Source organism: Exiguobacterium sp. KKT215 (genome assembly GCF_055635335.1).
This window is the reverse complement of record NZ_CM145756.1, coordinates 226,832-247,524: the sequence shown is the minus strand read 5'-3', so window position 1 is coordinate 247,524 and position 20,693 is coordinate 226,832. Positions and strand designations below refer to the sequence as shown.

25 protein-coding genes are annotated in these 20,693 nt (G+C 53.7%); 13 read left to right on the top strand and 12 right to left on the bottom strand.

Annotation, left to right across the window (positions count from 1 at the left end):
* Window positions 1-66: 66 nt before the first annotated feature.
* The 3 genes from ACZ2GZ_RS01455 to ACZ2GZ_RS01445 form a co-directional block, all read right to left on the bottom strand.
* Entirely contained in the window at window positions 67-1,527 is a 1,461-nt protein-coding gene (locus tag ACZ2GZ_RS01455) for a UDP-N-acetylmuramoyl-L-alanyl-D-glutamate--2,6-diaminopimelate ligase (protein ID WP_214715668.1), read from the bottom strand.
* A 155-nt stretch (window positions 1,528-1,682) separates the two neighbouring features.
* The gene (locus ACZ2GZ_RS01450) at window positions 1,683-1,883 is read right to left on the bottom strand and encodes a helix-hairpin-helix domain-containing protein (RefSeq protein WP_058764992.1); all 201 of its coding nucleotides are present in this window, start codon (window positions 1,881-1,883) and stop codon (window positions 1,683-1,685) included.
* Window positions 1,880-2,113, bottom strand: a complete 234-nt coding sequence (locus ACZ2GZ_RS01445) for a hypothetical protein (RefSeq protein ID WP_021065961.1) — start codon at window positions 2,111-2,113, stop codon at window positions 1,880-1,882. Before ACZ2GZ_RS01445 ends, ACZ2GZ_RS01450 begins: the two co-directional genes overlap by 4 nt.
* Window positions 2,114-2,242: 129 nt before the next feature.
* On the opposite strand from ACZ2GZ_RS01445, the gene ACZ2GZ_RS01440 reads away from it, so the two are divergent.
* Window positions 2,243-2,458, top strand: coding sequence for a hypothetical protein (locus tag ACZ2GZ_RS01440; protein WP_251128688.1), 216 nt, complete (start codon window positions 2,243-2,245; stop codon window positions 2,456-2,458).
* Window positions 2,459-2,623: 165 nt separating this feature from the next.
* Window positions 2,624-2,896 (top strand): sigma factor, encoded by a 273-nt coding sequence (locus ACZ2GZ_RS01435; RefSeq protein WP_214715670.1) that lies wholly within the window; start codon window positions 2,624-2,626, stop codon window positions 2,894-2,896.
* 6 nt (window positions 2,897-2,902) lie between these two features.
* Here the strand turns inward: ACZ2GZ_RS01435 and ACZ2GZ_RS01430 are convergent, their stop codons facing one another.
* Complete coding sequence (locus ACZ2GZ_RS01430) at window positions 2,903-3,691, bottom strand: HAD-IIB family hydrolase (RefSeq protein ID WP_214715671.1); 789 nt, start codon at window positions 3,689-3,691, stop codon at window positions 2,903-2,905.
* A 62-nt stretch (window positions 3,692-3,753) separates the two neighbouring features.
* On the opposite strand from ACZ2GZ_RS01430, the gene ACZ2GZ_RS01425 reads away from it, so the two are divergent.
* From ACZ2GZ_RS01425 to ACZ2GZ_RS01405, 5 genes are all read left to right on the top strand, one after another.
* On the top strand, window positions 3,754-4,005 hold the full coding sequence (locus ACZ2GZ_RS01425; protein WP_214715673.1) for a hypothetical protein: 252 nt from the start codon (window positions 3,754-3,756) through the stop codon (window positions 4,003-4,005).
* Window positions 4,006-4,118: 113 nt separating this feature from the next.
* Entirely contained in the window at window positions 4,119-4,679 is a 561-nt protein-coding gene (locus tag ACZ2GZ_RS01420) for an RNA polymerase sigma factor (protein ID WP_214715675.1), read from the top strand.
* Window positions 4,676-5,383 (top strand): anti-sigma factor, encoded by a 708-nt coding sequence (locus tag ACZ2GZ_RS01415; protein ID WP_214715682.1) that lies wholly within the window; start codon window positions 4,676-4,678, stop codon window positions 5,381-5,383. The genes ACZ2GZ_RS01420 and ACZ2GZ_RS01415 overlap by 4 nt, the downstream gene beginning before the upstream one ends.
* A gap of 84 nt (window positions 5,384-5,467) precedes the next feature.
* Window positions 5,468-6,379, top strand: coding sequence for a Gfo/Idh/MocA family protein (locus tag ACZ2GZ_RS01410; protein WP_214715689.1), 912 nt, complete (start codon window positions 5,468-5,470; stop codon window positions 6,377-6,379).
* Window positions 6,380-6,394: 15 nt separating this feature from the next.
* Complete coding sequence (locus ACZ2GZ_RS01405) at window positions 6,395-6,580, top strand: hypothetical protein (RefSeq protein ID WP_021065953.1); 186 nt, start codon at window positions 6,395-6,397, stop codon at window positions 6,578-6,580.
* Window positions 6,581-6,617: 37 nt separating this feature from the next.
* Here the strand turns inward: ACZ2GZ_RS01405 and ACZ2GZ_RS01400 are convergent, their stop codons facing one another.
* Complete coding sequence (locus tag ACZ2GZ_RS01400) at window positions 6,618-7,535, bottom strand: DMT family transporter (protein WP_214715691.1); 918 nt, start codon at window positions 7,533-7,535, stop codon at window positions 6,618-6,620.
* A gap of 325 nt (window positions 7,536-7,860) precedes the next feature.
* On the opposite strand from ACZ2GZ_RS01400, the gene abc-f reads away from it, so the two are divergent.
* The gene (abc-f, locus tag ACZ2GZ_RS01395; protein ID WP_214715693.1) at window positions 7,861-9,708 is read left to right on the top strand and encodes a ribosomal protection-like ABC-F family protein; all 1,848 of its coding nucleotides are present in this window, start codon (window positions 7,861-7,863) and stop codon (window positions 9,706-9,708) included.
* 17 nt (window positions 9,709-9,725) lie between these two features.
* Here the strand turns inward: abc-f and ACZ2GZ_RS01390 are convergent, their stop codons facing one another.
* Together ACZ2GZ_RS01390 and ACZ2GZ_RS01385 are read right to left on the bottom strand one after the other, a co-directional pair.
* Entirely contained in the window at window positions 9,726-9,887 is a 162-nt protein-coding gene (locus ACZ2GZ_RS01390; protein WP_201455035.1) for a hypothetical protein, read from the bottom strand.
* Window positions 9,888-10,671: 784 nt separating this feature from the next.
* Window positions 10,672-11,526: an HAD family hydrolase gene (locus ACZ2GZ_RS01385; protein WP_058765009.1), complete on the bottom strand. Its 855-nt coding sequence runs from the start codon at window positions 11,524-11,526 to the stop codon at window positions 10,672-10,674.
* Window positions 11,527-11,718: 192 nt separating this feature from the next.
* Here ACZ2GZ_RS01385 and kynU point away from each other — a divergent pair, with 192 nt between their 5' ends.
* From kynU to kynB, 3 genes are read left to right on the top strand one after another with little or no spacing between them, the layout of a single operon-like run.
* A complete protein-coding gene (gene kynU / locus ACZ2GZ_RS01380; RefSeq protein WP_214715695.1) occupies window positions 11,719-12,996 on the top strand; it encodes a kynureninase in 1,278 nt (425 codons plus the stop codon).
* Between the two features lie 11 nt (window positions 12,997-13,007).
* Entirely contained in the window at window positions 13,008-13,847 is an 840-nt protein-coding gene (kynA, locus tag ACZ2GZ_RS01375; RefSeq protein ID WP_029594523.1) for a tryptophan 2,3-dioxygenase, read from the top strand.
* A 14-nt stretch (window positions 13,848-13,861) separates the two neighbouring features.
* Window positions 13,862-14,485: an arylformamidase gene (gene kynB, locus ACZ2GZ_RS01370; protein WP_021065946.1), complete on the top strand. Its 624-nt coding sequence runs from the start codon at window positions 13,862-13,864 to the stop codon at window positions 14,483-14,485.
* Window positions 14,486-14,515: 30 nt separating this feature from the next.
* Here kynB and ACZ2GZ_RS01365 read toward each other — a convergent pair whose 3' ends face one another.
* Complete coding sequence (locus ACZ2GZ_RS01365) at window positions 14,516-15,385, bottom strand: MurR/RpiR family transcriptional regulator (protein WP_214715697.1); 870 nt, start codon at window positions 15,383-15,385, stop codon at window positions 14,516-14,518.
* A 204-nt stretch (window positions 15,386-15,589) separates the two neighbouring features.
* On the opposite strand from ACZ2GZ_RS01365, the gene ACZ2GZ_RS01360 reads away from it, so the two are divergent.
* The gene (locus ACZ2GZ_RS01360; protein WP_214715699.1) at window positions 15,590-16,987 is read left to right on the top strand and encodes a 6-phospho-beta-glucosidase; all 1,398 of its coding nucleotides are present in this window, start codon (window positions 15,590-15,592) and stop codon (window positions 16,985-16,987) included.
* A gap of 41 nt (window positions 16,988-17,028) precedes the next feature.
* On the opposite strand, the gene ACZ2GZ_RS01355 is transcribed toward ACZ2GZ_RS01360, so the two are convergent.
* Window positions 17,029-17,577: a GNAT family N-acetyltransferase gene (locus ACZ2GZ_RS01355; RefSeq protein WP_214715701.1), complete on the bottom strand. Its 549-nt coding sequence runs from the start codon at window positions 17,575-17,577 to the stop codon at window positions 17,029-17,031.
* Between the two features lie 67 nt (window positions 17,578-17,644).
* Here ACZ2GZ_RS01355 and ACZ2GZ_RS01350 point away from each other — a divergent pair, with 67 nt between their 5' ends.
* On the top strand, window positions 17,645-18,091 hold the full coding sequence (locus ACZ2GZ_RS01350; RefSeq protein ID WP_214715703.1) for a DUF4385 domain-containing protein: 447 nt from the start codon (window positions 17,645-17,647) through the stop codon (window positions 18,089-18,091).
* Here ACZ2GZ_RS01350 and ACZ2GZ_RS01345 read toward each other — a convergent pair whose 3' ends face one another.
* From ACZ2GZ_RS01345 to ACZ2GZ_RS01335, 3 genes are all read right to left on the bottom strand, one after another.
* Window positions 18,092-18,529 carry a GNAT family N-acetyltransferase gene (locus ACZ2GZ_RS01345; protein ID WP_214715705.1) on the bottom strand — a complete coding sequence of 146 codons (438 nt, stop codon included), beginning with the start codon at window positions 18,527-18,529 and terminating at the stop codon, window positions 18,092-18,094.
* A gap of 88 nt (window positions 18,530-18,617) precedes the next feature.
* Window positions 18,618-19,067, bottom strand: a complete 450-nt coding sequence (locus tag ACZ2GZ_RS01340; protein WP_021065934.1) for an OsmC family protein — start codon at window positions 19,065-19,067, stop codon at window positions 18,618-18,620.
* Between the two features lie 45 nt (window positions 19,068-19,112).
* Window positions 19,113-20,678, bottom strand: a complete 1,566-nt coding sequence (locus tag ACZ2GZ_RS01335; protein ID WP_214715707.1) for a sensor domain-containing diguanylate cyclase — start codon at window positions 20,676-20,678, stop codon at window positions 19,113-19,115.
* Window positions 20,679-20,693: the final 15 nt, after the last annotated feature.

Genomic DNA, 20,693 nt, shown 5'->3' with positions numbered 1-20,693 from the left:
GAATAGTTATTACCTTTTTCTGCAAAAATCACACATTAAAAAACGATGACAGCTGTCATCGTTTCGTTAAACGGCCGGTTCTTGGCCCTTCAATTTTTTTAATTCATCGAGCAGGATGTCTGATTCGTTGAACGGAATCGACTCTCGGCCGACGCGTTCGACGTGGTCATGCCCTTTTCCGACGACGACGATGCGTTTGCCGTCGAGCGCTTGTTGCGCCGCGTGGCGCAGGGCGTCCCGTCGTTCCTCGAACGTCACATAATGCGTGTTCGCGTCGATTCCGGCGAGCAGTCCATCGATGATGCGCTTCGGTTCTTCCGTGCGCACGTCATGCACCGTCACAATCAAGTCGTTCGAATAGTGACTCGCGATGCGACCCATCTCCGCCCGTTTGGTCGGGTCACGGTCGCCCGCCGCACTCAACACGACAACGAGTTCACGTTCCCCTTGCTGAAGCGTCGACAGACACTTCTCGAGGCCGTCCGGCGTATGGGCATAATCGAGATAAATCTCGGCGTCTTCCGTATCGAGTCGTTCGAGCCGACCTTTCGGAAGCGTGAGTCCCGGCACGTTGGCGATAATCGATCGCAGCATCAGTTCCGATGTGGAGACGAGACCGATGGCCGCGGCCAAGTTAGCGGCATTGAATGCGCCCATGAAGCGGACCGGAGCCTCAATTGTCAGCGCGTTCATTTTAATGACGACCGTCTGGTCATGCCAGATGACTTGAATATCAGCCGGTACGTCCGCATGGGTGCTGTACATGATGCGCCGACGAGTCGGGGCAAACGCGGCCATCGTGTCACTGGCCGAATCTTCAGCGTTTAAAATGATGGCATCCCCGTCCGTCGTCTCGACTTGTTCGAACAATCGGGCTTTGGCTCGGGCGTACTCATCCATCGAGCGATGGTAATCCAAATGGTCATGCGTCAAGTTCGTGAACGCCGCCGCGTGAAACCGGACACCTTCGACACGTCCTTCCATCATCGCATGCGAGGAGACCTCGACGACACAATCGGTCACGCCGGCATCGGCCATCTTGGCCAGCAAACGATGTAAGACGACGGCCTCAGGCGTCGTATTTGGTGTGTTTAATGTTTGATCTTTATAACGTGCTCCAATCGTGCTTACAATTCCGACCGGTCGGCCGGACAGACGAAATAAATCATATGTCAATGTCGCGGTCGTCGTCTTCCCGTTCGTACCGGTGACACCGTAAATGCGCATCCGATGTGAGGGGTGGTCATAAAAGGCACTGGCCACCACGCCGGCTGTCCGCTTCGTGTCCGCGACGACAAGGTTCGGCACCTCAAGGTCAAGCGGGTATTCCGAGATGACAGCAACCGCTCCTTTGGAGACGGCGTCCTCAGCGAATTCATGTCCGTCCACCGTATAGCCGCGGATACAGATAAATAAATTCCCTGGACTGACCTTTCTGGAATCTGTCTCAATTCCGGTCACCCATGGATCGCGTTCGATGTCATCCATCTCATTTCCTAGAATGGCGGATAAACGTTTCGTCCTCATGCTGTGTACTTCCTTTCTCATGGGTGTCGCTAGGTTCGCAAACCTTATCGTCATGGTACTAGATATTAGGCTGTAATGGAGATGACAAATATATTACTTCCCTTTTTACGTGCGATACAATCGCCCAACCAAAAAATTCCTAGTCCAGGACGGGACTAGGAATTTATTTCGTTGTCGGTGAACCGAAGTCCTTGCTCGTGAAGCGCGGTTTCCAAGATTCGCAGTACACTTGGCCCGACCCCATGCAAGGCCGCAATTTCTCGTTTCGTGTACGTGGACAACTGCTCGAGCGTATCGATATAGGTAGCTCGAAGCGCCCGTTCGGCCGGTGCCGAACATTTCGGAAGTGGTGTCATCCGATTCCCTCCTCTCGTCCTGAGGCACGTTCAATCGTCGGGAGACAGGCGAGGACACGTTCCATACAAAATGTTCGACGCGCTTGTTTGTTCACGTCCCAGGCGACGAGTCGATCGCCTTGCAGCTTCATCAGCTTGACACGTCGCTTCGAAATGACCCCGTTCCGATCGATATACATCATTTCCACGACCCGTCCATTCCGCATCCAACGCATGACTTCTTGCCTCATCTAATCTCCCTCCTTTGTTACTCTTAGTATACAGAACATTTGTTCGTAATTCCAGTCTGGAGGTGTGCGTTCGCACAATTTCACGTATGCTAGAAGAAACGAAAGTTTCGCGAAAGGGGTTTACCCGATATGACCTATTTGCTGTTGGCCGTTTTGGCCATCGTCTTATTCATTTCCATGATTTATGCGGCCAAAGCCTTGCCAAATTTAAGCAATGTTTTATTCAACCGCGGCAGCCTGTTCGGTCAAGACACCGAGACCGTCACGTGTCCGAACTGTAAGAAAACGTTCAAACGGTCCGGCGGGAACACACAGACGTGCCCGCACTGTTATACGTCGTTTTAACTACAAAACAGCCAACATTCCGCTAATCAGCGGAACATTGGCTGTTTTTGAATGTGCTCGAATCGGAAAGTAACCGTTTACGTTCACCCCATAAGTGAAATAAGAAGGTTACGTCATTTGCCCGCAACCCAACCACGAGAGAGTCTCATTCTGAAGGAGTCCACCATGTCATTCATATCCGATCACGATTTATACGCACGCATGTTAAACCGCGACACTTCTGCGCTCGAACTACTTTACGACCGCTATGAGCGCATCTTATATTCACTCGCCCTCCGCTTGACGACGCGAGCCGACTTGGCCGAGTCCGTCCTCTCCGAAGTGTTCACAGAGCTTTGGAAACGTCGTCTGCCGCTCGATTTAACGACCCATCGGCTGAAAACTCATTTGTTCGAACGTGTGGAGACCGCAGCGCTACGTCTAGTCGCCAGCGCTTAAATCCATCTACCGCACCGCTCGATGTAACACTTCTAGAATCCCATCCGCATACATGCCCTCGGTGACACGACCATGTTCTCGTTTGGCTTCTTCCGTCCCGTTGCCAAGTACATAGCCGTTACCCACATACCTTAACATCCCTAAATCGTTCCCACTGTCCCCGAACGCGTAGGCGTGCTCGGTCTGAAACGTATATCGGTCGCACACGTAGTCGACTGCAGCGATTTTCCCCGCCCCTTGTGGGATGAAATCGATATCGTAGGCGTCTGCCGGGTCCCCGGCGAGCGGATTGCACCGACTGACGTTGACGGCGATCCCGAAGTCACGGGCGCTCGAACGAATGTGCTCGAGCTCATCCTTGCTCTCGCCGAAGTAATAATAATTGTGCATCCAGCCGCTTATGCCAAGGTTCGTCTGTGGTTCAATCGTGAGTGTTCGCCCTAGCCTGTCGACGACTTGGGTGACACGGTCTGAAAAGTCATCGGGAAACCGTGACGAATAACCGGAATCGAGCTCCAGTTGTCCGGACGCTGTCACTTGATACAGCTCTGTCCCGAGACTCGCCGCAATCCGGTGCGGGAAATAACGCATGTCTGCCCGTGCCATTTTTTCTCGAATCGTTTCAAGTGAACTCCCCGTCACCCACATCGTCGAGAACCGATGTGAGTGGACATCGAGAAAGTCTTCAAGTTGGCGCAATCGCTCCAACTGGTCAACAGAGCAAGCGTGCGGAAAATACGTCTCATCAAAATCAAAACAGACGAGCACCCGTCCCTCGCTAGTAAATCGTTTCATGGTCATCCTCCTTGTGTCGCCATACCCCATCTCGTATAGTAAAAGAGAAAGGACGTGGCAACATGAAAAATCGATTAAGCCGTTACTACTGTCAGTATAGCGGAATCGTGATCGGGTTCGGGCTCGTCTTCACCTTTTTGTTTGGGGTCCGGTCCTATTCAGTCTGGCAACAATGGCTCCCGAGCGGCTCGGCGCTTCTCGTCACTTTGTTCACAGCAACGCTGTTCAGTTACGTGGCCTACCGCCTGCTCAGCGCCTTGAATCTACGCCTGTTCCGCCGTATCGGAGGGATGACGTCCAGTTGTTCCCGTTAGACGCGGGGAAATCTTGACTGTTCACAAAATAGTCACGTCAAATAGGCATCCATTTTACGGTTTCATCCGTTAGATCAATACAAGGGATTCCCTTATGTGTAAAGGAGCAAGCCATGACTGATATTGAATTGTACGAGCGTGTCAGGCAAAAAGACAAACAAGCGCTCGAGACACTTTATGACCGCTATGAACGAATCCTCTACGCGTTCGTCATGCAGTTGACGAAAGACCGCGACCTCGCCGAAGAAGCGATGCAAGAAGTATTCATCAAGCTATGGCGCGGTGGCGGCGTGTATGATGAGACAAAAGGAAAATTCAAATCGTGGCTGTTCACGATGAGCCGTCACGTCACGATCGACTTGATTCGCAAACGAAAACCCGACCTGCAATTGGATGAGTCTTACGCGGAAGCTATCCCGTCCCCGGCCCCGTCCGTCGAGACCGAGGTCGAATGGCAAGAAGAGCGGACCCAAATCGAGACGGCGATGGCCGAACTGCCGGCCGAGCAACAACAAGTCGTCCGGCTCATGTATTTCCAAGGGCTCAGCCAGCAAAAGATTGCCGATACGTGCGGCATCCCGCTCGGAACTGTAAAAGGAAGGATTCGATTAGCATTGAAACAGCTACGAAGGCATTTATCCCATGATGTGAATGAGAAGGAGGTGGAACGATGAACGCTTGTGACCAATTGATTGATTATTTTAACCAGCATTTGACGGAAGACGAACGCATCCGGTTTGAAGCGCATCTCGCGACATGTCAAACATGTCAAGAAGAGCTCGAACAACTCGAGGCCCTCGTCGGCGGCGTCGCGTTCCTCTCTGAACCGGCTGAACCGCCAAGCGGGATGAAGGCACGCATCCTCGACAACGTGTTCGCAGAAGACGAGACGGAGTCGAAGCAAGACGAACCGACCCCAATCACACCGTTCACAGCCACGAAGAAAAAACAGAAGACGCCATGGGGAGCGCTCGCACTCGCGGCCGCACTCATGCTCTCCTTGATCGGAAACGGCTATCTGCTCCTGAACCAAGATGAGCCGAGCGGCATCGCCTTGACCGAGACGGTCCCGCTCGAAGGTGAATCGGAAGGCGTGGCGTACCTCGCCGAACAGGATGGCCAGCGTCAGCTCATCGTCCAAACGAACGGACTCGATGCGCTCGAAGCGAACGAAGTGTATCAAGTTTGGCTCATAAAAGACGACTCTCCGATTCCGACCGGGGCGTTCGTCACAGACGACAAAGGCAACGGGACCGTCATCTATACGCTCGATTCGACCGAATCGGAGATGGACTGGGATACCGTCGCTGTCACGAAAGAACCTGAACGAGGCAATACGGCACCCGAAGGCGACATCGTGCTCAGTGCCAGCCTATAAGCAAAAACCGAGTGACCTGACGCTTCGAGCGTGCGTGTCATTCGGTCTTTTTTTCGTTATGATGATAGAAAAGGAGTGGTACATATGCGTCAGCCTAAAATTGGTGTCGTCGGTCTCGGCGGCATCGCACAGAAAGCGTACTTACCGATTTTAACGAACAGCACGTCGTTCGAACTCGTCGGTGCCTATTCCCCGACCGTCGCCAAACGTGACGCGATTTGTCGGGCCCATCGGATGGAATCGTTCACGGGACTTCCCGAACTCGCAGCGTCCGTCGATGCGGCGTTCGTCCATAGTTCGACCGAGACGCATTACGAGGTCTTGTCTTATTTGCTCGCAAACGGGGTAGATGTCTATGTCGATAAACCACTCGCCGCGACGATCGAACAGGCGGAACGACTCGTCGAGCTGGCCGAGCAGACGAACCGGAAGCTCATGGTCGGCTTCAATCGCCGCTTCGCCCCGATGTATCAGCATGTGAAAGACGCAGCCCCATTCCACACGCTCGACTTCGTCAAGCATCGCGGGGACGGATTGCGCGGCCATGACTATCAGTTCACGTTGCTCGATGACTATTTGCATGTCGTCGACACGCTCCGGTACTTCGCCGGAAGCGAGTTGCGCTTAGTGACGGGCCAAATCGCGACGACCGAGGCGAACGGTCTCCACTTCGCGCGCCATATCTGGCAAGACGAGCACGGACTGCACACGACGTCGATGCACCGTAAAGCCGGGACGAATCATGAAGGACTCAGCGCCATCCGCGACGGACTGCGCGTGACGGTCGATGAGATGGTGACGCTTCAACGGTTCGAGCACGGCGCCCATTCAACGAAGACGTTCGGGTCATGGGACACGCTCCTGACCCAACGAGGCTTCCAAGGGGCAATCGACCACTTTATCTCGGCAGTGACCGAGGATACAGCCATCATGACGGACGGTCGTGAGGCGCTCCTCACACAACAGCTGGTGACGGATTTGTTCGGCTCACACTAAAAGGAGGCGTATCAAATGGATTTCTTTTTCTATATTATGGTCATCGTCGTCGTGTCCATCGCCGCAGATACATTTAATAAGACACGAAAGGCTCGTTTAGAAGAACTTCGACTCAAAATCGAGCAAGAGAAACTCGCGATTCAGCGGCTCGAACTCGAGATGAAGCGCGACGAAGACAAACTCGATCATCACGGATTTTAAAAAGACGATCGGCCCAGAGCGGGTCGGTCGTCTTTGGTTATAAGATATGGCGCTCCTCAGCTTGACGTGTCTCGCGGACACGCTTTTGCCGTCGCTCGGCGAGTGTCGACCACGTGACGGCCGTGACGATACAGGCGGCGCCGATAAAGAAGTTGCGGTCGAGTCGTTCGTCGAGGACGAGCCAGCCGAGGTAACCCCCGACGAGTGGTTGGAAAAAGAAGAATAATGACCCGACGCTCGCATCCATGAGTTCAATCCCTTTGTTCCAAAAGAAGAACGCCCCGGCTGTCGAGATGATGCCGACATACAATACGCTCATCCACAGCACCATGGTCATATTCGGTAAGCCGGATGCGGCCACTTCCACTCCCATGAGCGGCGTCATCAACACGAAGGCGATACCGATGGCGAACGTCGTGATCGTCAACGACGACATCGTCTCGGATGCGATTTTCACATAGATGGACATGAGCGCCCACGTGATGGCCGCACCGACCAAGACGAGGCTGCCGATGAAATACGTGCCTTCGACGTGCCAACCGACAACGATGATGACCCCGAGCGTCGCCAACAGGAGTGACCCGATTTTGACAGGTGTGAGCCGCTCTTTCAAGATGACTCGGGCGAAAATCACCATGAACGCCGGTGTCGCCGCCGTGACGAGCGATCCCGTATGGGCGTCGGATAGTTTCGTACCAATGAACTGAAACGAAATCGAGGCGACGTATCCGATGACGCCGACGAGCGCAATCCATTTCCAATCGCGACGAGCGATTTGCTCGCGCCCGAATGCCCACCACATCGCGAACAGGACGACAAACGCGACGGCATAACGCATCCAGATGAGCGTGAACGGTTCGATATAGCCGAGCGCATATTTACTGACGACGTACATCCCGCCCCAAATACTGGCGGCGAGCGTTAAACTGATGGCACCGAGCCATTCTTTGCGCATGGCGTCCCTCCTCCCTGATGTCTAAACAATACGACATCGGTTCTCGATATTCCTGTCCCCTAGTTGTCGAACGATCCGAAATCGCTTACAATGAGCGTAATGATGATAGAAAGGAGGGAGAAAGGTGAACTTTGTCGGACGTACGCATTGGTCAACAGAACATTTGTACATTTTGCGTGCGATTTTTCACGATGTCGCATAATCACAGGACCCGTCTGTCCTTTTTTAGACATTGCTGAAATACGACAAAGCGCCTCTCTTTCTTGCCGAGCGCTTCTTTGCGCTCGGCTTTTTTGATAGGCCTCTACTTTAGGAGGAACCACTCATGTTAATCGAGTTACAACACATCCAAAAACAATTTGGCGGCCATGCCGTCTTGACAGATGCCAATCTTCACGTGAACGCCGGCGAACGAATCGGACTCGTCGGACGGAACGGGAGCGGCAAAACGACGCTTCTGCGTCTCATCGTCGGCGCCGATTCGCCAGACGAAGGGACCATTTATCGCAAGCAACGGTTACATGTCGGCTATTTGGCCCAAATCCCGGCCCATCCCGATAAGTCAGGGCGAGACGTGCTCTACACCGCGTTCGCCGAGTTGACGCGACTCGGTGACGAGATGCGACAGCTCGAGGAACAGATGGCCTCGAGTGACGACATCGACGCGCTGCTCGAGACGTACGGTGCCTTGCAGACGCGCTATGAGAACGGCGGCGGGTACGTCATCGATTCGAAAGTGAACGCGATGATCGACGGGCTGCGCCTGACCCGCTTCGTGGACCGACCGTTCGATACGCTCAGCGGCGGCGAACGGACCAAAGTCGGCCTCGCCTTGGCATTGCTCCAAGAACCGGAACTGCTCATCCTGGATGAACCGACGAACCACCTCGATTTAGAGGCGATGGCTTGGCTCGAGTCGTTCCTGCGTGACAGTCCGTCCACGTTACTCCTCGTCTCGCACGACCGCGTCTTTCTCGATGCAGTCGCCACGCGCATCGTCGAGTGCGAGGACGGGGAATTGACGAGTTTTGACGGCAATCACAGCGCGTTCGTTGCGCAAAAAGAAAAACGATTGCTCGATCAGTTCCACGCCTACACGGAGCAACAAAAGAAAATCAAGAAGATGAAAGAGACGATTCGCCAGCTTCGGCAATGGGCGAACGAGGGCAATCCGCCGAACGAGAAATTTTACCGCCGCGCCAAATCGATGGAGAAGGCGCTCGCCCGCATCGAGACGATTAAGCGCCCTCGCCTCGAAGCCGTGCAACCTGACATCCAGTTCACAGCGCACGGACGGACCGGCCGCGATGTGTTCGAGGCGACCGATGTGACCGTCAGTTACGACCGGACCGTCTTCGAGCATGTGTCGTTCTACACCGGTCACGGGGAGCGTGTCGCCATCGTCGGTCCGAACGGGAGCGGTAAATCGACACTGTTGAAAGTGTTACTCGGTCAAATCGAACCGACCTCGGGTACGCTAAGACGAGCGGAACGGGCCCGCATCGGCTACTTGTCCCAACACATCGACTTCGAGGACTCCCACCGGCTCATCGAGGCGTTCCGCGACCGGATTGCCGTCGACGAGGGAAAGGCCCGTCAACTGTTGGCCCAATTCCTCTTCTATGGTGCGAGCGTCTTTAAACCGGTCAAAGATTTGAGCGGCGGTGAGAAGATGCGGCTCATGCTCGCCATTCTCATGCATGAGGATGTGAACGTGCTCGTCTTAGACGAACCGACGAACCACCTCGACATCGAAGCACGCGAAGCGCTTGAAGACGCGCTCGATCGTTTCACCGGAACGCTCGTCGCCGTCTCGCACGACCGCTACTTCTTGAACAAACTGTTCCCCGTCACCTATTGGCTTGATGTTACAGCGACACGTTTCCCGGGAAATGTCACGTATGCGCTCGAAAAACGCCAGTACGAACCGGAAGCAGTCGTGGCGGTACCGAAGAGAACGCAATCAACAGAAGCGACCGTGACGGCGGTCGAGGCTCGAGACATCTCGGCGGATGAGGCTCGTCTGTCTGCGCTCGAAGAAGCGCATCAGGAACTTCTTCATCAAATGAATGAGACGAACGACCTCACCGAGCTGATGGCGTTGCAACACCGGGCCGATGTCCTCCAAGCTGACATCGACACGCTGCTTGACCAACTCCTAGAATCGATGTAATGAAAAACGACGCCGGCTTAACGGCGTCGTTTTTGTTCGAACCAAGATTGAACGAGAAACCCGGTCACACCGAGCGCCATCAAAAAATAGGGCACGATCCGTGGGACTCCGCCTGCTTCTCCCATCGTCGTCAGAATCACTCCGCTCACGAACGTCCCGAGCCAATAAATCTTTGGCATACCCTCACTCCTCTACAACTTTCCTCTACGTCTGCTACTCGACCAAGATCCAGCAACTAACGCGACTTGCAGCAACAACTTGCGATTCATTATAACATTTCAGGCGACACGGGTACCCTCGTACGTGTACGGTTTAACGTCCGCGGACGGGGCCGGACACCGCCTATACGTTTCAAGTCAAGCGATCGGCGAACGACCGGCCCGCGTCACAACCTTCGCCCCATAAGAAAAGCGCCACAAACGTGGCGCTTCCGGTGAGCGTTTCTAGAAAAGCGGACTTTCAACCGACCGAGAATGTTCCCGGCCGACCGTCCCATGCGGTACATGAATATAAACTAGAAATCGGACGTGGTTCAGAACGTGATTTCGGGGCGTACGTTCGTCTGAACAGCAATCAAGTCCTTGACGGGAATCTCGTCTCCACAATGACTCTGACTGCGTTTTGACGGATGTGGTTGAAATCAATCATGAACCTCATCGGGCCCACCTTTTTTTGAAACACCGAGTTGCCTAAACGTCTAGTCTCCCACCGATTCTCTTTTGTCTGCCCCTCACCCCTTACGCGAGGTCAGGTGGACGACAGCTTGAACGAGGAGAGTCGTCTAGTCAGCCGATGCTTCATCCAACATGTCTCTCATTTCACCGAGCCGGCCTCAGTCAAACAACGATGGAATCTTTGTTTCATCCGTTGCCCCCTTTCAGCTCAACACGTTGAATGAGGACTACACAGATACATTAACCTTTTTATCGATTGACGAATCCTTGTTCACCATTTCTCCAAAAATTAGTTATCGATATAGTGGTCGAGCGCATAGGCGACGCCGTCCGCTTCGACATCTTTCGTGATGTGGGTACTGATGTCTTTCAACGGATCGACGGCGTTCCCCATCGCGATCCGTGTTTCCGCCACTTCAAACATCGAGATATCATTCAAGTTGTCACCGATGGCCACGATGTCTGATTGCGGGATGTTATGATGCTCCGCTAACTGCGTCAACGCCATCCCTTTGCTTGCGTTCGGATGACCGATTTCAATCTTCGTCCAGCCCGCCGTCGTGATTAAAATATCTGTCCGTGGTTCATACAATTTCCGGAGCTCATGCAGCTTGCGCCGGTCGAACGAATAGACGAACACTTTATACACTTCGTCGGCCTCGAAGTCGATGTCCTCAATCGCATCGACGTATGTCAACCCGAATTGTTCGTTTTGAATCTCGATCTCCCGCTCGCCCCACTCTCGTGTGAACGATTGATCATGTGGCAACACCTCGTCCAACTCACCCGTCAACAAATCGGTGCCCGATCGGAGCACTTTCACTCCGGCGTTCGTATAAAATTCAACGTACGCTCCGTGCTCGTGGGCCACATCCCACAACTCTTGCACGACATCTTTCGGGAGCGCATGGTAATAAATCCGCTCATTTTCATAGAAGGCGATTGCGCCGTTCCCTGACAAAATCGGGCACGACAAATCGCTCCGCTTCAACAGCTCCTCAATATCATGAATCGAACGTCCGGAAGAAATCGAGACTAAATCCCCTTTGGCCTGACGCCGGCGAATTGCCTCTTGGTTCGCCTCCGTGATGACACCTGTCCGAGATAATAGCGTCCCGTCTAAATCGATGGCAATTAGTTTCATATCCTCTTCTCCTTTCACGTGGGTCTGATCACCCAATTCCCTCAGATTGACTCTCTCCATTTCATCATCACATATACACGCGCGAGAAGCACGTGCGAACCATGCCCGAACTGCGGTCATTCGTGTTGACACGCCATGCCCTGATTGCTACGCTTTTGTCAGCATGACACGCAAGTCAAAGGGGGAAATGACATGGCTCAAGATTTCACACGGGCGTACGCAGAAACACGCGACGCCAGCGACTCGCTCGCACCATACCGGGGAGAATTTTATTTGCCGCAAGACGGCATTTATATGGACGGTAACTCGCTCGGCCTGTTATCGAAACGGGCCGAACGGACGTTACTCGAATCACTGAGCGATTGGAAAGAGCTCGGGATTGATGGGTGGATGTCGGGACGCCACCCATGGTTCAACTTATCGGAACAATTAGCCGCACTTAACGCCCCGCTCGTCGGAGCCAGAGCCGAAGAAGTGATGGTCACCGGGTCGACGACGGTCAACTTGCACCAACTCGTCGCCTCATTCTTTAAACCCGAAGGCAAGCGGACGAAGATTTTAGCCGACACACTCACCTTCCCATCTGACATCTACGCCTTGAAGAGTCAACTCGAGCTCCGTGGACTCGACCCGAGCGAACATTTAGTCCAAGTCTCGAGCCCGGACGGACGCTACTTGAAGGAAGAAGACATCATCGCAGCGATGACGGACGACATCGCCTTGATCGTCTTGCCGACCGTCCTCTATCGCAGCGGACAAATCCTCGATATGGCCCGTCTCGCCAAGGCGGCGCATGAACGGGATATCTTGATCGGTTTTGACGCCTGCCATTCGGTCGGCGCCATCCCGCACGCATTCCACGACTGGGGCGTCGATTTTGCCTACTGGTGCAACTATAAACATTTGAACGGCGGACCTGGCAGTGTCGGCGGCCTGTTCGTCCATGAACGTCATTTCGGGACGACACCTGGCCTGGCCGGTTGGTTCGGTTCACGCAAAGATAAACAGTTCGATATGGATCACACGATGACGCCGGCCGATGACGCCGGAGCGTTCCAAATCGGGACACCGCACGTCTTGAGTCTGGCCCCGCAACTTGGTGCCCTCGAGATGTTCAACGAGGTCGGGATGGACGCCATCCGTGAGAAATCGCTCGCTTTGACGACGTATATGACTGCATTGATTGACGAGGTGCTCGCCCCATACGGATTCGTCATCGGCAGCCCGCGCAACGAGACGCAACGCGGTGCCCATTTGAGCCTCGAGCATCCGGAGGCGGCCCGCATCTGTAAAGCGCTCAAACAACATCGCGTCATTCCGGATTTCCGGGCCCCGAACATCATCCGACTCGCACCGGTCGCGCTCTACAACACGTTCACCGATGTGTATGATGTCGTGATGACGTTACAGACAATTATGGAAAACAAAGAATACGAGGCGTTCGAGAACGTCCGTGAAGTCGTGGCCTAAGGAGAATCGATATGAGTGAACGGATTGAACATAAAGTCGAGCAATCGATTCAGACAGACTTTTCAAAAGACATGTCATACGGTGACTATTTACAACTCGACCCGATTTTATCGAGTCAGCACCGCTTATCGGACCATCATGACGAGATGCTGTTCATCATCATCCATCAGACGAGTGAGCTCTGGATGAAATTGATTTTGCATGAACTGACGGCAGCCGTGACCGCCATCGAGACGGGAGAGCTCGAGCGTTCGTTCAAGATGCTCGCCCGCGTCTCGAAGATTCAACAACAGCTCATCCAGTCGTGGAGCGTCCTCGCGACGTTGACCCCGGCTGAATATTTGGAGTTCCGCGACAAACTCGGTTCGTCTTCTGGCTTCCAATCGTACCAGAACCGCCAAATCGAGTTCGCCCTCGGCTTTAAGAACGCGCGCACACTCAGTGTGTACGCCCATGATGAGGAGCTATACCCGCTTCTCGAATCGTCGCTACAGGCACCGAGCATCTATGACATGACCGTCCGCGAAATGCATCGCCGTGGTCTCGCCATCGATGACACCGTGCTCAACCGGGATGTCACGAAAGACTGGGAATGGAACGAAAGCGTCGAAACGGCTTGGGCCGAGGTGTACCGGGACGTGGACAAATATTGGGACTTGTATGAGCTCGGAGAGAAACTGCTCGATATCGGCAGCCAGCAACAGATGTGGCGCTTCAACCATATGAGCACGGTCGAGCGAATTATCGGTCAAAAGATGGGAACCGGTGGCTCGTCCGGCGTCAACTATTTGCGACGCGTCCTCGACCATCGCTTCTTCCCTGAACTTTGGACCGTCCGGACAAAACTGTGAGGAGGACGAACACGATGACATGGATTGATGTTTCGCAACCGCTCGAAGATTCCATCACGACATGGCCAGGTGACACGGCGTTCCGTTACGAAATCGCTTGGCCGATGGCCGACAGCGGTTCGGTCAACGTCGGGAAAGTGACGATGAGCCTGCATACAGGCACGCACATCGATGCCCCGTTCCATTTCGACGACGCCGGACAGCGCGTCATCGACCTTGATCCCGGTCTCTATATCGGCCCGGCCCGAGTCATCCATCTCCCTGGCCGCGAACGAATCGAGGCGACGGACTTGGACGGCTTTGACTTGACCGGCGTCGAACGATTAATTTTAAAGACGGACGGCTGGCCGAATAAGCAGGAGTTCCCGAGCCATATCCCTGAACTCACACCTTCACTCGCCGACCGGCTTGGCGAACTTGGGATTTACTTGATCGGTCTCGATCTGCCGTCGGTCGACGCGATCGACAGTAAAGAGATGGCGGCGCATCATGCACTCGCCCGGAACGGGGTCCATATTCTCGAAGGACTCGTCCTCGACCATATCGCCCCTGGTGATTACGAATTGAACGCCGTGCCGCTCCCGATCGTCAAAGGAGATGGCAGTCCGGTGCGCGCGCTCTTGCGTTCGCTCGATTGAACAAACACCCCTTCGCTTGAAGGGGTGTTTTCAGTCTTCCTGCATGACTTCACTCGAACTTTTACGATGATCAAACCGTTTCGAGATTTGCACTTTGTAAGCCATGTTCGCCTCATAGTCTGTCGAGAACACACCAGCGTACAACAGGTCGAGCAGACAATGAATCGAATCGTTCGTCGTGAAGCTCCCAATTTTCGAGTAGAGGCGCTCACGGGTCGTCAAACGGAGCGTGCAGTCGGCCTGATGCGAGATCGCGTTCTCTCCGAGACTCGTTAAGGCGAGCACCGGCACACGTTGTTTCTTTAAGTAAGGAATAAGCCCGACCGTATAATCACTTTCCCCCGTATAGGAAATCAGGAGCGCGCACGTCGTTTCGTCCGAGTTGGCCGCTTCGAACTCGGCGTCGAATTCGCAGAGACTGACTTGCTTGCCGATTCGGTTCATCTTTGACTTGAAGTCGTGACAGAGCAACAAATTATGGATGACAGAAAAGACTTTGATGTGCCGCGCCTCACATAACATCGTTACGGCCTGCTCGAACGCCTCGTAATCGAGCAACGACAGCGTATCCTCAATCGTCATCTGCTTGAGCGCCGCCAGCTTGTTCGCCACGACCATCAAGTTGTCCTTGGGTGAGAATGGCTCATTGGCATCGATATCCGAGAAGTGACGATTTAAATACTCGATTTCTTCCAAAAACTGTTCCTTCAACTCGAGCCAACCCGCAAACTCCAATTTCATGGCGATACGACTTAATATCGACGGGTGTGTATACGTCACCTCGGCGATTTGTTTCATCGTCTTGTCGTGGATTCGCTCCCGTTCGGCGAACAAATAGTCGATGACGGTCCGTTCCGATTTAGAGAACAGGTCTTGTTTCATTTTCTCGGTCAATAGCATGTCCGGTCTCCTCTCGTAAATTGAATTCACAAAAAATAAGTATTTATGTGTTTTATTTTGTAAACGCTTTCGGAGTTGTCTGTAAATCTATTGTGTTCATTTTTCTTTATTTTATACTGAAATGGAGATGAGAAGTTGCATTCAGCCAGCAAATATATTTACACATTCAGAATTTTTTTGTGAACAAACGAGGAGGAGATTGAAATGACAACCGGAATCAAGCTCGTCACCATCGGGGGCGGCAGCAGCTACACACCAGAATTGATGGAAGGGTTCATCAAGCGTTACGAAGAGTTACCCATCCGTGAGATTTGGCTCGTCGATATCGAAGCCGGCCAAGACAAGCTCGACATCGTCGGACAGATGGCGCAGCGGATGTGGGACGCTTCTCCGTATGACGTCAAAGTCCACTTGACGCTCGATCGTCGAGAAGCGTTACAAGACGCCGACTTCGTCACAACCCAGTTCCGTGTCGGTTTGCTCGACGCCCGAATCAAAGACGAACGAATCCCGCTCTCGTACGGTATGGTCGGCCAAGAGACGAACGGGGCCGGTGGCATCTTGAAGGCGTTCCGTACCATTCCTGTCATCCTTGATATCGTCGAAGACATGAAACAACTCTGTCCGGACGCCTGGCTCGTCAACTTCACGAATCCGAGCGGAATGGTGACCGATGCGGTCATCCGTTACGGCAAATGGGACAAAGTCATCGGACTGTGCAACGTGCCGGTCAATGCGATGATGGCAGAACCGGAACTGATCGGCAAGAAACCGGAAGAGTTGATTTACTCGTTCGCCGGATTGAACCACTTCCACTGGCACCGGGTTCATGACGTGCATGGTCAAGACGTCACGCGCGACATCATCGACAAGATGTATGACGGTGATTCCGGCATCCCCGCCAATATTCATGACATGCCGTTCTTCCAAGAACAACTGCAACAGATGAATTTGATTCCTTGCGGCTATCACCGATACTACTATCGTGCCGAAGAGATGCTCGCCCACATGCTCGAGGAATATCGGGACCCGGCCGTCGGCACGCGGGCTGAGCAAGTGAAGCAGACGGAAGCCGAGCTGTTCGAGCTGTATAAAGACCCGAACCTCGACCATAAACCGGAGCAACTGTCTAAACGCGGCGGTGCCCACTACTCGGATGCGGCGTGTGAGACGATCGCCTCGATTTACGCCAATAAGAACACACATATCGTCGTCTCGACGAAGAACAACGGGGCCGTCCCTGATCTCGCGCCAGACGATGTCGTCGAAGTATCGGCCTATATCGGTGCGACCGGTGCGAAACCAATTGCGTTCGGCGCGCTCGCCCCCGCTGAAAAAGGATGGCTCCAAGGTATGAAGAACATGGAACTGTGCGTCGAAGAAGCGGCCGTGACCGGTGACTACGGACTCGCCCTTCAAGCGTTCATCATCAATCCGCTTATCCCGAGCGGCGAGACCGCGAAACGGGTGCTCGATGAACTGCTCATCGCCCACAAAGCGTACTTGCCGCAGTTCGCCGATAAAATCGCTGAACTCGAAGCGAGCGGCGTCACGATCAAAGACGAAATCGTTCAATCACTCCAACCTGTCGAGCACGCATAAATAAAAGCCAGCGCGTCGCAAATCGACACGCTGGCTTTTGTTCACGCTTTAACACGTTCGTACTCCTCTTTCGTCACGACGTAGATGAGGCTCTGCACAGTGCGCCCATCTAAGCGCGTCAACTGTTGGGATGTCGTGAACACGTATGTGAATCCTGTCTTTTCGACGACACGGCGCGACTGGTCGTTGAAGTCGAAATGACCGCACCAGATGCGCTCGAGGTCGAGGTCGTCAAAACCGTGACGCATCACTTCATGAACGGCCTCCGGGATGTACCCTTGCCCCCAATGGTCCGGGCTGAGGACATACCCGATCTCGCGTTGCCGGTCATGCTGAATCTCAGGGTCCAGCCGGCGGTCGTGCAACCCGAGACTGCCGATGACTTCACCCGTCTCTTTTAACGTGATGGCCCAGACGTCTTGGTCTTGTTGGAACAGCCGGATGACGTCACGGGTCTCCTCGACCGATTGGTGCGGCGCCCATCCTGCTTTTGGTCCGACCCGCTCGTCTTGCGCGTATCGAAACATCTGTTCAGCGTCCTCGAGTTGAAACGCCCGCAACTGGAGCCGGTCTGTATCAAGTTGAATCATCTTGTTCTTCCTTTCTGTCGTTTCCCTCGGATTCGTTCCGGGAATGAGTCCATGAGGAGGGATGACGATGCCGTTTGATTATGATTTAGATTTTGAAACGATTGATTTCCGTAAACAACCGGAGCTGTATCGAGTCGGACGAGGTGAACAAGGCGTCCTACTCGTCGAACCGTATAAAAGTGAGATTCTCCCCCATTGGCGTTTCAAGACGCCAGACATCGCCAAACAGTCCGCTGATGAGATTATGGAGCTGTTCGAAAAATACCGGGCCAACGATGATTTCGTCGGAATGGATATGGCCCGCAAATTCATCCAGATGGGCTATACCCGGGCGAGACGTTACGCCAACTATAAAGGCGGACGAAAATATAAGGACGACGGAGATCTCCACGACCGACAAATCGACGAGGAGAAAGCGGAATCGGCCCGCATCTTCAAAGAGCGATGGGACCAGCTTCGGGCGGACGAGGACTATTTGAAGCGAAAGAAAGCCCATCAGAAACAGTACGGCTGATTATCGGGTCATGACGAGAAAACGGGTCGCCCCTTTTTCAAACGAAGTGACCTGTCGAAACCCGAGCTGCTCATAGAGATGGATGGCCCGCTCATTGAACGCGGCCACCGTCAACCGGAGCGGTTTGCCTTCGTGCGCCGCTTCTTGCATCACCAACCGGACGAACGTACGCCCGTGTCCCCGTCCCGTTCGATCCGGATGCATGCCGAGCCCGAGGTCGACGCATGTGTCATCGTAGACGTATGTATCGTTCGGCACCTGTGCGTACGTGCCGAGACAATAGAAACCGATCAACGCCTCGTCATGGACGGCCTGATACGCCATCAGTTCATCGAGCCCTTCCGCTGAAGCTTCTTGGTTATAGAAATCATACGGTGCCTCGTACGTCCACGCTTGAATCGCGCGGGCGTCTTGCTGTGTCATCGGGCAAATATCCATGACAACCTCCTTTCTCACGTCTCTTTTTGTTCGTGCTCGTCGGCAAACATTCCTGTCTACATCAAAAAAAGGATGGGTCGCCCCATCCTCACTTCCGTGTCCACGTCGCCGTGATGTCGACGTCGGCCGCATGCATTAAATTGTGGATTGGACAACGAGCCTCAACGCCTTTCTGGAGCGCCGCAATCCGTTCATCCGATTCGGTCGTATCGAGGACGATGTTGACGTGTACTTTCTCAAAATACGTCCGTACTCCTTCAACGCCTTGGAAGCCGCGCGGGTCGAGCGTTCCTTCGGTCACGAACGTCACCCCGTCATAGTTGAAATCTTGGTCTTGCGCCACGTAGGCAATCATGATCGTCGTACACGACGACAACGCCCCGAGCAAATATTCGAGCGGGTTCGGACCGGCGTCCGTCCCGCCGAGACGTTCCGGTTCATCGACGACGAACGGTTCGAGGTCACGCACATGCACCGTCGTCTTCACACTCGTCGCTTCCCCTTCGGCTCGCATCGTCACTAACGGTTTTTCAGTCATATTGTCTCCTCCTCTATCAAATTGCCATCTTCATTCTCGTTCCCGTTATTTCGGTCCGTGTAACACCTCGTCATAAATCGCATAGTCGTTTTTACCGTGTTGCTTGATTTGATACATCGCCTGATCAGCTTTATGGATGAGCGTGTCCAAGTCCTCCCCTTGATCCGGTGCGACACTGACCCCGATGCTCGCTCGAATCGGAATCGTCTCATGTCCAAGCCGGAACGGTCGCTCCGTCAGCAGCGACTGCAAGCGCTCGACGAACGCAACGATGTAATCTGCATCGACGTTCGGCACATACATATAGAACTCATCCCCGCCGACGCGCGAGGCCAGTCCCGCTTCCGGCGTCGCCATCTCAAGCAACTCACCGAGATGAACGAGAAAATCATCGCCGACCTGGTGGCCGTACGTGTCGTTGATTCCTTTAAAGCCGTCGAGGTCGATGACGACAAGCGCGAGCGTGTCCGCTTGCAGTAATGCCTGGTCGGCCTGCTCATAAAACGCCCGACGGTTTGCAAGTTTCGTGAGCGGGTCATGATAGGCAAAGAAGCGAATCGACTGCTCGGCTTCTTTGAACGAATGGACGTCTCGGATTAAAATCATACCGTGTATTTTTTGATCGATATAGACGAAATCACCATCGATGACGACGTACCGTTCTTGTCCTGATTTTGTCTGAATCTTCGTCTCGAACTCGAGAAACTTTTTTTGCGCATGGAAATGTTGGTCGTAATGCGCACTCCATTCGTCCCGCTTTTTCTCGGGCAACAAATCGACAAAACGTTCATTGACGACACGGACCGTATGAAACAATGTGCGCGCGGCCGGATTCGCACTCTCAATCTGTCCCTGATCATCGACGAGCAGAATCGCCGACGGGTTCAAGTTATAGAGCGTGCCATACCGTTTGACGTAAGACGCTAGGAAATCAAGTCGATTCATCGCGACGACGAGAGCGACCGCCCAGACAAGCCCACCGTACATATACGCGTAAGGCGGCATGATTCCGCGGAGCTGGAAATAGCCGAAGACGATGTCCCAGATGAGGACGGCGACGGCTGTCCAAATGAGCATGCGCAGAACACGTTGATGCTCGGTCCGATCGGCGCGTTTGAGTGCATAGACGAGTAACAGGATGATGAGGAAATGAAACACGTTGCCGACGGTCATCGTCGTCAAATACGATGCATTGAACTCAGGATAAATCCAGACGCCGACTTGGTCGAACCGCTGACTGTTCAAAATGTTCTCTTGGCGGACGAACGTCAACGCGACCGGTACGAGCGGCAAATAGATGACATACGGATACATCCATTTCGGCAGTTTCGCCCCGACTCCCGTCACTTTGACGATGAAGTGGACGGAACACACAAAAATCAAAATGCCAGCGTTGCCGAACCAATAGGTGACGAAGGCGGGACTGGCTTCAATTGGGGACAGATGTCGTCCAAACTCGGCCAAGAACAGCATCGCGTAGCCAAATACGAACAGACTGAGCAGTCGGTGCTCGACTTGGCGCGGGTTGCGGAGCAAAACATCAAGCGCAAGGTGGCTCAATAAGAACGCCGGCAATAAATAAACGGCCATATAGAGAAATAGTGTGGTCACGGATAGACCCCTTTC